Source organism: Gallintestinimicrobium sp., assembly GCF_046968865.1.
Classification (GTDB): domain Bacteria; phylum Bacillota; class Clostridia; order Lachnospirales; family Lachnospiraceae; genus Gallintestinimicrobium; species Gallintestinimicrobium propionicum.
On record NZ_JBKVPW010000002.1, the window covers coordinates 160,101 to 172,167 of the forward strand.

At 50.2% G+C, this 12,067-nt stretch carries 12 protein-coding genes; 11 read left to right on the plus strand and 1 reads right to left on the minus strand.

The annotated features are described in order from the left end of the window. Positions 1–7: 7 nt before the first annotated feature. Positions 8–1,069 (minus strand): stage V sporulation protein AD, encoded by a 1,062-nt coding sequence (locus ACLTOQ_RS02535; protein ID WP_262585553.1) that lies wholly within the window; start codon positions 1,067–1,069, stop codon positions 8–10. A gap of 191 nt (positions 1,070–1,260) precedes the next feature. On the opposite strand from ACLTOQ_RS02535, the gene ACLTOQ_RS02540 reads away from it, so the two are divergent. The 11 genes from ACLTOQ_RS02540 (at position 1,261) to ACLTOQ_RS02590 (ending at position 11,933) form a co-directional block, all read left to right on the plus strand. Further along, complete coding sequence (locus tag ACLTOQ_RS02540; RefSeq protein WP_021915533.1) at positions 1,261–2,625, plus strand: MATE family efflux transporter; 1,365 nt, start codon at positions 1,261–1,263, stop codon at positions 2,623–2,625. Positions 2,626–2,638: 13 nt separating this feature from the next. Continuing rightward, complete coding sequence (gene hflX, locus ACLTOQ_RS02545; protein ID WP_412318646.1) at positions 2,639–3,961, plus strand: GTPase HflX; 1,323 nt, start codon at positions 2,639–2,641, stop codon at positions 3,959–3,961. 96 nt (positions 3,962–4,057) lie between these two features. Next, on the plus strand, positions 4,058–4,294 hold the full coding sequence (locus ACLTOQ_RS02550; protein ID WP_021915535.1) for a hypothetical protein: 237 nt from the start codon (positions 4,058–4,060) through the stop codon (positions 4,292–4,294). Positions 4,295–4,368: 74 nt separating this feature from the next. Continuing rightward, on the plus strand, positions 4,369–4,749 hold the full coding sequence (locus ACLTOQ_RS02555; protein WP_262585556.1) for a RidA family protein: 381 nt from the start codon (positions 4,369–4,371) through the stop codon (positions 4,747–4,749). Positions 4,750–4,753: 4 nt separating this feature from the next. Further along, a complete protein-coding gene (locus tag ACLTOQ_RS02560) occupies positions 4,754–5,251 on the plus strand; it encodes a shikimate kinase (RefSeq protein ID WP_117961091.1) in 498 nt (165 codons plus the stop codon). An 18-nt stretch (positions 5,252–5,269) separates the two neighbouring features. Continuing rightward, the gene (locus tag ACLTOQ_RS02565; protein ID WP_262585557.1) at positions 5,270–6,196 is read left to right on the plus strand and encodes a DMT family transporter; all 927 of its coding nucleotides are present in this window, start codon (positions 5,270–5,272) and stop codon (positions 6,194–6,196) included. A 54-nt stretch (positions 6,197–6,250) separates the two neighbouring features. Next, a complete protein-coding gene (locus ACLTOQ_RS02570) occupies positions 6,251–7,444 on the plus strand; it encodes a serine hydrolase domain-containing protein (protein ID WP_262585558.1) in 1,194 nt (397 codons plus the stop codon). A 221-nt stretch (positions 7,445–7,665) separates the two neighbouring features. Continuing rightward, complete coding sequence (locus ACLTOQ_RS02575) at positions 7,666–9,084, plus strand: sugar transferase (RefSeq protein WP_412318649.1); 1,419 nt, start codon at positions 7,666–7,668, stop codon at positions 9,082–9,084. Positions 9,085–9,223: 139 nt separating this feature from the next. Then, positions 9,224–10,027: a class B sortase gene (locus ACLTOQ_RS02580; protein ID WP_412318651.1), complete on the plus strand. Its 804-nt coding sequence runs from the start codon at positions 9,224–9,226 to the stop codon at positions 10,025–10,027. A gap of 137 nt (positions 10,028–10,164) precedes the next feature. After that, positions 10,165–11,124, plus strand: coding sequence for an LCP family protein (locus ACLTOQ_RS02585; protein WP_412318653.1), 960 nt, complete (start codon positions 10,165–10,167; stop codon positions 11,122–11,124). 95 nt (positions 11,125–11,219) lie between these two features. Beyond that, positions 11,220–11,933: a hypothetical protein gene (locus ACLTOQ_RS02590; protein ID WP_262585562.1), complete on the plus strand. Its 714-nt coding sequence runs from the start codon at positions 11,220–11,222 to the stop codon at positions 11,931–11,933. The last annotated feature ends 134 nt before the right edge of the window (positions 11,934–12,067 follow it).

Sequence of the window (12,067 nt, forward strand, 5' to 3'; positions counted from 1 at the left end):
GCGACGCTCAGATTGCTTCCAGCAGGAGCGCGTGGGCGATGCCTGGGACGCTCTGCCCCTCGTTGTAGCTCGTTTTGGAAAGCAGCGCGCCGGTGGGGACGAATAGAATCCGCTTCCACTTTTTTTCGGAAAGCTGCTTTAACAAAAATGCAGACAGAACGGACGCGCTGCAGCCGCAGCCGGAGCCGCCCGCGTGCGTGTCCTGCTTTTTGCAGTCGTAAATTTCGATGCCGCAGTCCATATGGCGCTCCCCAAGGTCGATACCGGAGGTCTGTAAAAGGTCTAAGAGGACGCGCTGTCCGACTTTTCCGAGATCACCGGTCACAATTTTGTCATAATCGTTCGGTGCGGTGCCGAAATCTTCGAAATGCTGCCGGATGGTGTCCGCGGCGGCAGGAGCCATGCAGGCGCCCATGTTCATGGAATCCCGCAGACCGTAATCGACAATTTTTCCGGGAGTAAGGCCTGTGATCATCGCGCGATCATGCCCAGATGGAGCGTTTGCGAGGATGAACGCACCGCTTCCGGTCACAGTCCAGGAGGCGGAAAGCGGCCGCTGATTGCCGTAGCCGAGCGGAAAACGGAATTCCTTTTCTGCGCTGGCGAAATGGCTGCTTGTGACGCAGGCGGCAAAATCCGCAAAGCTGCCGGAAACGGCGAGGCTCGCGAGTGTGAGCGACAGCCCGCAGGTGGAGCAGGCGCCGTAGAGCCCGAAAAGCGGGCGTTCATACTGCATCAGCCCAAAGCTTGTGGCGATACTCTGTCCGAGCAGGTCACCTGCAAAAAGATATCGGATATCCGTGGAATGCAGTCCAGCCTTTTGGAGCGCCAGATGCAGGGCGTCGCGCTGCAGACTGCTTTCCGCATCCTCCCAGGTATCGCAGCCAAACAGGTCGTCTTCTCCTGCAAAGTCAAACAGCTCCCCGAGCGGTCCCTGCTTTTCTCGGCTGCCGACGACAGAGGCGCTGGAGCGAATATAGACCGGGACAGGAAGACGGATGCTCTGCCTGCCGCAGGCAAACAGTGCTGCAGGGCGGGAACAGAAAGAAGTTTCAGTCGTTTTATTCATGGTAATTTTCTAATCTCCCTTTCGAAAACGTTTCTGAGAACAGTATTGGTTCATTTATGAATTTCATACCAAAAAAGAACTGTACAAACCGGAAAACCTACTATACAATAAGGGCTGATTAGATGCCGGGATGCGTAGGTGAAAAAAACCGTAAGGCATCTTTTGATACCTTATAACAGGAGCAAAAGAAGATGGCAAAGGATAGGACAAAAGATTTGACCCAGGGAACTCCCTGGAAGGTGATTGCCGGGTTTTCACTGCCGGTAATCGGCGGAAATCTGTTCCAGTTGTTCTATACACTGGCAGACAGTATGATTGTCGGAAGGACGCTGGGGGCGGATGCGCTGGCTGCGGTCGGGGCGACGGCGACGATCGTATATTTTGTGCTGTGCTTCATTCAGGGACTGACCGGCGGATGTGGAATTTTACTGGGACAGGCATTCGGCGCGGGAAATGAAAAACAGGTACGCGAATCCGTATCGGCGTCTGTATGGATCAGCGCGCTGTTTACAATCGTATTGACGGTTCTGTGCTGTAGCATGGTGCATCCGATTCTGCGGATGTTAAACACGCCGGTGGATATTTACGACCGGACGTATACCTACTTGTTTATTATCTTTCTGGGAAACGGCGCTACGGTCTTTTATAATATGATTTCCAATATTCTGCGCGCGTTGGGAGATTCCCGGACACCGCTGCATTTTCTGATTTTTTCTTCGCTGTTAAATGTTGTGCTGGACGTGGTATTTATCGTTCCGTTCGGCATGGACGTGGCGGGAGCTGCATGGGCGACCGTGCTGGCGCAGGCAATTTCCGCGGCATTGTGCATTGTGTTTGCGCTGAAACGTTTTACAATCCTGCATTTTTCTGCGAGAGAATGGCGGTTTTCTGCAGAGGCGGCATGGCGTCATTTAAAAGTCGGATTCCCGATGGGATTCCAGATGTCCGTCATGTGTATCGGTCAGCTTGCGATGCAGGCGGCGGTCAACCGGATCGGTACGAGTGCGATTGCAGGCTATACGGCGGCAAACAAGGTGGATCAGCTCTCCGTTTTAGTGGATAACGCGGTCGGAATCGGCATCGCCAACTATGTTGCGCAAAACTATGGTGCAGGCAAAATGGACCGGATCAAAAAAGGCGTATGGCATTGCTTTTTAATGCTGACGGCGATGAATTTTGCGATGGGAGCGCTGCTTTTACTGGGACAGAGCTTCGTTGTCCCGATGTTTGTCACAAACCCGACGGCGGAAATCATGCAGTATTCCAAAGATTATCTGTTCACGGTTGTGCCGTTTTATTTCTTTCTGGGGGCGCTGCTTGTTTACCGCACCGCGATCCAGAGCGTGGGCAATACTTGGGCACCGTTTGCAGCCTGCGTGATTGAGCTGGCTGCGAGAATTCTGTGTGCGTCTGTGTTGTCCATTCCGTTTGGCTACCGCGCCGTCTGCTTTGCAACGCCGTTTGCATGGCTGACCGCCCTTTCCTTACTGATTCCGGTTTATATCGTCCTGATCCGGAAGCTGGTCGGCGGACAAAGCACCCAAACAAAAGCCTGAACAGGAGGTATCGATGCAAAAAGCAATATTAGTAGGGGTTAATCTAAACGAAAATCTGGATTTTGACCATTCGATGGAGGAGCTGGAAAACCTTGCGGAGGCGTGTGAGATCGAAGCAGCGGCGCAGATTGTGCAGAATCTTCCGATGGTCAATAATGCCTTTTATATCGGGACAGGAAAGGTGGAAGAGGTCAAAAATCTGGTTTCCATGCTGGATGCAGACTGCGTGATTTTTGACAACTCCCTGACACCGTCCCAACAGAGAAACCTGCAGAATCAGCTGGAGGTTCCGGTCTGGGATCGGACGAACCTGATTCTGGAAATTTTTGACAGGCGCGCTCGGACAAAAGAAGCCCGTCTGCAGGTCGAAAGTGCGAATCTTCAGTATCTTCTGCCGCGTCTGGTCGGAATGCGGGATGCGCTTTCCAGACAGGGCGGCGGCGCCGGAGCGGGCGGCGGTGCCGGCGGTGGTCTTTCCAACAAGGGTGCCGGTGAAAAGAAGCTGGAGCTCGACCGCAGAAGGATTGAAAAGCGTATCAGCGAGCTGAACCGGGAATTAAAGGTCATGGAAAAGGACCGGGAGACACAGCGCAAGCGCCGGAAAGAAAGCGAACTGCCGTCGGTGGCTCTGGTAGGCTATACAAACGCGGGTAAGTCGACGCTGATGAACAAAATGTTGGACATCTGGATGGGCGACACGGAGAAAAAGGTTCTGGAAAAGGATATGCTGTTCGCCACGCTGGATACGACGGTGCGCAGAATCAGCCCCGGAGATAACCGGGATTTTCTGCTGTCGGATACGGTAGGGTTTATCAGCCAGCTGCCGCATACGCTGGTCAAGGCATTCCGCTCCACACTGGAAGAAGCATGCACGGCAGATCTGCTGCTGCAGGTGGTCGATTTTTCCGATCCGCATCACCGAGAGCAGATGGAGGTGACACAAGAGACGTTAAAAGAGCTGCAGGCGGGACAGATTCCCTGTCTGTATGTGATGAATAAAGCCGATCTTGTGATGGAAGAAAGCGAGCTTCCCAAAGTTTTAGGCGATCGGATTTATCTGTCTGCGAAGCAGGGAATTGGGCTTGCCGAATTGCTGGAGCTGATTCAGAAGAAGCTGTTTGGCGATTACCGGGAATGCACGTTTTTGATTCCGTATACGGATGGTGCGGCGGTTTCGAGGCTGCAGGAGCAGGCGCTTGTGCGCAGCATTTCCTATGAGGCAGACGGCGTGCTGATTTCCGTGTCGTGTAAAGAAAGCGACGCCGGGCGGTATGCAGCGTATGCGGTAAGTACCTCGGACGATGCGGAAACGGCGTTTGAAAGGGAAGGCGCGTAGGGGGCGGCTGGCAGCTCATGACATGAGGCATGTGTGGATGGAAAGTGTGCAGCCATTGTGTTTCGAAAGCAGGCTTGCACAGAAAGAAGGCAAAGTATGGGTGTCAGAATGATGGAGTTTAAAATGGAGCGCCCGGGTCTGTTAAAAGAGGGCGACCATGTGACCGTGACGGAGGGCGTACTTCCGAGCAATTATTATTATACGATCGATCCGTCCCTTGCGATGTCGGGCAATTATCCGTTCCGGGAGCGTTTGCTTGCGAGGGAGGGCGATGTGACGAGCGTTGTAGAAAATCCAAGGGGATTTTATGTGACTGTGGCATTTTCGGAGTGACAGTACAGGAAAAAGCGTGCTATACTAAAAAACGAAAGCCCCGAAGCGGGACGTACCCAGAGGAGGAAAAAGACATGTTTAAAGTAATTTCAACTGTGAAAGCACCGGCTGCAATCGGCCCTTATTCTCAGGCGATCGTTGCAGGAGATTTCTTATTTGCATCCGGACAGATTCCGATCAACCCGGCAAACGGAGCGATCGAAGCGGAAGGCATCGAGGCGCAGACAGAGCAGGTCATGAAAAATATCGGCGCAATTTTGACTGAGGCCGGAACCAACTATACCCATGTGGTAAAGACAACCTGCTTTTTGGATGATATGGGCGATTTCGCTGCATTTAACGCAGTATACGAAAAATATTTTACCGGAAAGCCCGCAAGAAGCTGTGTTGCAGTGAAAAAGCTTCCCAAGGATGTTTTATGTGAAGTAGAAGTAGTCGCTTATTTAGGAGAATAATCCTATGAAAAATCTGATACTGATTGGCATGCCCGGCGCAGGAAAAAGCACGGTCGGTGTCGTGCTTGCAAAGCAGCAGGGATATCATTTCGTGGATTCCGATCTGGTCATTCAGGAGCAAACCGGACTTTTACTGCATGAGATCATAGAACAGCAGGGCGACGACGGTTTCCGGCAGGTGGAAAACCGGATCAATGCGGATCTGGCAGTCAAGCATTCTGTCATTGCGACCGGCGGCAGCGTGATTTATGGGCGGGAAGCCATGCAGCATCTGAAAAAAATCGGTGTTGTAATCTATCTGAAGCTGTCGTGCGAATCGATCGCAGCGCGTCTGGGCGATCTGCGCAAACGCGGCATTACGCTGCGGGAGGGACAGACGCTGCAGCAGCTTTACGATGAGCGTGTCCCGCTATACGAGCGTTATGCGGACATTACAGTGGACTGTGAAAACAAAAGTATTCGGGAGATTGTTGCAGAGATTGTGGCAAGACTGCCGAAGTGACAACAGGGGACAAGACAAATGAAACAGCAGTTTGAATCTGTACGGAGCGGCTTTTTGCTGCTTCTTGCCGCATTTATCTGGGGCATTGCCTTTGTGGCGCAGAGTGTTGGAATGGATTACATGGGGCCGTGTACGTTTAATGCATCTCGGTTTTTAATTGGCGGCGTTGTGCTCCTGCCGGTGATCTGGACAAAAGAACGGATGGAAGCAAAAAAAGGCGCAACAGGAGCTCCTGCGAAAAAAAATAAATCCGGTGCGCTTTTGCCTGGCGGCGTATGCTGCGGTATCGCGCTGTGTGCGGCAAGCCTTCTGCAGCAGTTTGGTATCCGGTATACGTCAGTGGGAAAAGCAGGATTCCTGACGACGCTCTATATCGTTATCGTGCCGCTGCTCGGGATTTTTGTGCGCCGCATTCCAGGTGTGAAGGTATGGTGCAGCGTTGTGGTTGCGTTAATCGGAATGTATCTTCTATGTATTTCCGGAAGCGTTCGGATCGGACTGGGGGATGCGCTGGTGATTGGCTGCGCGTTAGTATTTTCTATTCATATTCTGGTGGTGGATCATTTCGCAGAGCAGGTGGATGGCGTAAAGCTTTCGTGTCTGCAGTTTCTGACGAGCGGTGTCATCTGTCTGGTGCTTGCGTTTTTGACGGAGCATCCGTCCTGGGATGCATTGTTTGCCGGAATCGTGCCGGTTTTATACGCGGGCGTTCTGTCCAGCGGCGTTGGGTATACGCTTCAGGTTGTTGGACAGAAAAAAGTGGAGCCAACAGCGGCATCCCTGCTTTTGAGCATGGAATCTGTTTTTTCCGTGCTGGCAGGCTGGGTGATTCTGGGACAGAAGCTTTCGGCGCGGGAGCTTTTTGGCTGCGCGCTCGTGTTTGCGGCGGTGATCTGTGTACAGCTTCCGGATAAAAAGAAAGCAAAACAGGTGGAAACAGCCTGAAAAGTGGCGTGTATTGCACGAAAAGATGTATACTTCAGAAGGGAGAAGATGGGGATGAAGGAACTTTCAAAAGAAGTAAGGGAGATTATGAAAGAATACATCGGCGACAACAGTGTAGCGGGTGTGACAGTGCTGGCGGTGAAGGATGGAAAAGAAATCTGCGACTGTCAGGAAGGCATGGCGGATATCGAAAATGGACGTGCGATGAAGCGCGATACGATTTTTCGGTTATATTCCCAGACGAAACCGGTTACCGGAGCGGCTGCGATGATTTTGATGGAGCGCGGAAAGCTGGATCTGTATCAGCCGGTTGCAGAATATCTGCCTGCATTCCGCGAACAAAAAATCTGGCGCAACGGCAGATGCGAAGCACTTTTGCCTGGAGAACGGGAGATGCTGGTTGTCGATCTTTTACGGATGACGTCGGGGCTGATTTATGGCGATACGACGACGGAGCCGGGGCGGATGTATGAGCACGTTTTCGAAGAGGGAAAGGAACGGATGCATACGCTGGAGGCGATGACGACAAGGAATGTGGCGGATGCACTGGCAAAGTGCCCGCTGCTTTATGCGCCCGGGCAGGGCTGGCAGTACGGTTCCTCTGCAGATGTGCTCGGTGCGATTATTGAAGCTGCGTCCGGCAAACGGTTCGGGGAATTTTTGCAAGAAGAAATTTTCGAGCCGCTTGGAATGAAGGATACGGCGTTTTGGGTACCGGAGGAAAAGCAGGACCGGCTGGCGGCAGTATACCAGACTGAAATTGACCAAAATGGTCAAAACGTACTGAAGCGCTATACGCAGGATCATCTGGTCGTTGCAAACCGGATGGAAAAGTCCCCTGCCTTTGAGTCGGGCGGAGCGGGACTTGCTTCGACGCTGGATGATTATATGAAATTTGCGCAGATGCTGATGCAGGGCGGAAGCTTAAACGGCGTGCGGGTGCTGAGCGAAAAGACGACGAAGTATTTTACCAGTCCGGAGCTGATGCCGGTTTCTCAGAAGGTATTTTCTGAATGGGTCGGACTGGATGGCTACAGCTACGGCAACCTGATGCGCGTCTGCAAAAATCCGGCGCAGTGCGGTTATCTTGCAATGCAGGATGAATATGGTTGGGACGGCTGGCTGGGTGTTTACTTTGCAAACCTGCCTAATGAAAAGACGACCATTCTGATGGGGATGCAGAAGGTGGACGCAGGCACGTTTTCCATGACCCGCAAAATCCGCAATCGGATTGTGAGCAAGCTGTAAAGAAAATAGAAAATTCCGCTTCGCCGGGAAATTGCTGCCTACCAGAAAACACAGAAAAAGAGCGTATGAAGGAGCCCTTTTTTTTAATTCCAACCCGGAGAAATCTGGTTTTCTGAAGTTTATTGCTGCCGGAAAAGTACGTTTTCACGGAATTGCATTGCAGTTTAAAACCGTGTAGAATATATAACTAGCTTTTACAATCAAATGGAAGGACTGTAAAAATGTATCAGAGAAGATCGAATCTGCAGAATCTGATGATTTTGCTGCTGGACTGTCTGACGATTGTCGTGAGCCTGATTCTGGCAAACTATATTCGAAATGGTCGGCTGTTTGAGAGCGATGATGCCCGGATGGATTTCGGCCTTTTGCTCGGAGCAGTGCTTGTCGTTTTTCTGGCAATGAACCTGTTTGGCAGCCTGTACCGGAACATGATGCTGCGGGGACCGCTGCATGAATGCATGTGTGTGATTCGCAATAATGCAATCAGTTTTGCGGGCGCGGCGGTTGTACTGTATTTTATGGGACTGCTGGATGCTTACTCGCGTCTGGTGTTCTTCTATTTTCTTCTGATTGACTGTATCCTGATGCTGATTGTGCACCAGCTCTGGAAAAAATGTCTGCCGTCTTTGTATCGGATTTTTCGGGAGAGCAGGAAGACGCTGTTGGTTGCGGACGATGTGTTCGCAGTGCCGCTCGTCATGGATATGAAAAATTTTAAGGATTACAGCTATGAGTTCTGCGGATTGGCATTTCTGGGCGAGAAACCGGAAAATGGCGAGGTCGGCGGAATGTCGGTCGTAGCTGGGGCAGATGATCTGATCGATTACTGTAAAAGCGCGTCTCTGGATGAAGTGATCGTTGCAGTTGCGGATACCCAGAGCAAAGAGATGAAGCATGTTTTGGAAACGCTGGCAGAAATGGGACTGACGATTCATTACCGGATTCCTGTTCCGGAGCTGTCCGGTGCGAGCCAGAAAGCTCTGACGCAGTTTGGGCGCTTTTATACGATTACCTATGCGAATCGTTTTGTACCGGTTGGGCAGCTGGCGATGAAGCGGCTGCTGGATCTGGTCGGAGCGCTGGTCGGCTGTGTATTTTTAGGAATATTGACGGTGATCGTCGGGCCGATGATCAAGCTGGAGTCTCCTGGACCGATTTTCTTTGCACAGAAACGGGTTGGACGGAACGGCAGAATTTTTAAAATGTACAAATTCCGTTCCATGTATGCGGATGCGGAAGAGCGCAAAAAAGAACTGATGGCGCAGAATGAAATGAACGGCCTGATGTTCAAGATGGAAAATGATCCGCGGATTACAAAGACGGGGGCTTTCTTACGGAAGACGAGCCTGGATGAATTTCCGCAGTTTATCAATATTTTAAAGGGCGATATGAGCCTTGTGGGAACCCGTCCGCCGACGTTGGATGAGTTTGCACAGTACAGCCCATATCATAAGAAACGCTTGAGCTTTCGTCCCGGTCTGACCGGAATATGGCAGGTGAGCGGGCGCAGCGACATAACGGATTTCGAAGAAATTGTAAAGCTGGATGTAGAGTATATTGATAACTGGTCTTTCTGGCTGGACATTAAGATTTTATTGAAAACTTTCCTGGAGGTCTTTACACAAAAGGGCGCCAGATAAAAGACAGTTTTAATGATTCATAACAATAGAGTGTTCCCAAAGTGTACATTTTATTCATGACAATAGAATGCTCGCAGAGCGTGCATTCTATTGTTGCCTGGGTATTTGGCTGCGTATTGCGGCAGAATGTGAGGAGAATTTGAAAAAAAGAAAACCGGCAGCCTGTAACGGGCTGTTGAGAGGAATTCTGACAGGCATCTGTGTTTTTGGAGTAACGCTGTCCGGATGCAGCTCTTCGAATCCGGAGACGGCGGATACGACAGGCGCTGAGACAATAACGCAGAGCAGCTCTGCAGAGGAAACTTCTATCGAAGAAGCAGAGGCAGCAGTGGATGCAGCACAGGTGGAAGCGGTTCTGCAGTCGGATGCAGAAATTCCTTTGAAATTGAATGAGCTCTGCGCGCTGAATGCAGATGCATATGCGTGGCTGGAAATTCCTGGAACGGGCATCAGCCAGCCAATTCTGCAGAGCAGCATAGACGATGAATATTATCTAACCCATAACGCTGCAAAGGAAGAGGCGGAAGATGGGGCAATTTATACAGAGACAGCCAACGATATAGATTTTTCTGATGGAAATACCGTGATTTACGGACATAACACCTTGGATCGTTTTGGAAAGCTTCATGAGTATCAGGATCGTACTTTTTTTGATGAAAATCGGGAAGTGCGGATTTATCTGCCGGAGAAGATGCTTGTCTACCGCATTTTTGCAGCATATCCGTATGACGACAGGCATCTGATTGCCGCATATGATTTTTCAGATCCGATTATTTTCCGCAATTATCTGGAAGAAGTCTTTTCCATTCGTCAGATCGATGCTTTTATCGATGATACGATGGATGTGACGGAAGATGACAAGCTGATTACGCTGGAAACCGGTGTGAGCGACGAGCCGGATCAGAGGTATCTGGTGCAGGCAGTTTTGGTTGAGGAACAGTAATGGAGCAGGAAAAGAGAAAACGCAGGAAAAAAAGGACGAAAAAGCGTTCCGCAATTTCAAAAGTTGGTCTTTTTTTCTTGATTTTGTTACTTGTGCTTCTGTTACTTGGAATTACTGTATCGGCAGGGTGGCTGTGGATGAACTACAGCGGTCAGAGCAGGCTTTCCAAAAAACAGGAAGCGATACCGGAGCTGATGCAGCAGGCTGAATCGGAAGCGGAAAGCGAGATGATGCTGGAGGCGGGAAGCATCCGGTATCATGGAAAGGTTTATACCTACAAAAAGGATATTCTGACCTTTTTGTTTTTAGGAATTGATAAAAATGGAGAAGTAAAGGCTTCTTCCAATCTCTTTAAGGGCGGCCAGGCGGATGCACTGTTTCTGGCTGTACTCGACCCGGGAGAGAAAAAGATCAGCGTGATCGGAATCAACCGCGATACCATGGCTTCTATGAATGTGTATGATAAGAACGGGAGATATTCCGGAAGACAGACTGCACAGATTGCACTTTCCCACGCTTACGGGGACGGTCTGGAAGAAAGCTGCGAAAACAGCCTGGATGCAGTTTCCAATCTGTTCTATGGTCTTCCGATCCACGGTTACTGCGCACTGAACATGTCGGTTGTATCGAAGTTAAACGATGCGGTCGGCGGTGTGGACGTCGTGATTCCGGAATCTGCAAACGGACTGGAAAAGGGCTGGACAACCGGAGCCGAGGTGCATTTAGAGGGCGATGCGGCGTACCAGTTTATTCATTATCGCGATACGGCGCAGGAACAGAGTGCAGAAGCACGCCTGGAGCGTCAAAAGCAGTATTTGAAGAAATTTATCCTTCAGGCAAAAGAAGCGATGAAGCAGGATATGACGCTTCCTTTGCAATTGTATACACAGATTACACCGTACATGGTAACGGATGTGACTGCGGATGAAGCAGTTTACCTGGCAGGTCAGGCGCTGTCCTACAGCTTTGGGGACGACAATTTTTATTCCATGACGGGAACGGTCAAAATGGGAGAAAAATTCGAAGAATTTTATCCCGATGAAACAGCACTGTATGAACTGGTGCTGGACGTATTTTATGAAGAGGCGGCGGATTGACCTGCACGCCGGATAAAACGGTATTGGCAGACGGGACACCGCCTGTTAATATAAAAACAGAAGCCACACAATTTTACGAAAGGGGGATGATTGACATGAAAAAGAAAATGGCAATTGTTCTTTCACTTGTACTCGCATGCTCTATGAGCATGACAGCATTTGCAGCTCCCAGCCCGTCTCTGAATACAGGTAATACGCCTGTTAGTCAGGTAACCGTTGATCAGTCTGTTGCAACAGCAACAGCTGGAACCGCTGAGTCGACTGTCAGCGGTGTAGCCAGCGCGACTAGTGCAGTAGCAGTTGGAACAACATTCGCAACTGCAAAAGGAAACCAGGCATTGGATGCGGCTTCCGTTCAGCTGGTTGTAGCTCCTACAACTGTAGCAGAAACGACAACATCTGCCAGCGAACTGACAAAGGCTTTGACTGCAAAAAAGGTCAAAATCATCAACAAGAGTGGTGAGAAAAACATTTCCCTGCTGAATCGGGAAGGCAAGGTAAAATACCTGTGCAGCAGAAATGTTTATCTGACGAATTCAAAGGGTGAACTGGTAGCAAGCAAGGGTTCTATCTCTATTGCAAAGAGCCTGAAAGAAATCCTGGGCGGATACCAGCTTGCTGAAAATGAGACCATCAGAGCAATGTACAAGAGAGCAGACGGAACCTTTGTAGCGCTTCCTGTTGTTATTAAGGGCGATGTAGTTTCTTTTGCACTTCCTTCTATCAGCGGTGTTGTTGAAGTTGTATTCACGGCGGCTGTTGGAACAAGACAGGAAACATTACAGTCTGAAAAAGCTCCCAAGCTTTGATGCATGGCCGACAGGCTAAGTTTTAGATCGAATAACAAATTAAATTGATTCGTGTGGTTTCCTTTGGAACACCGCCTCCTCTGAAACGGGGAAGCGGTGTTTTGTTTTTTGCTGCAAAAAAAGTCCTCCGCAAA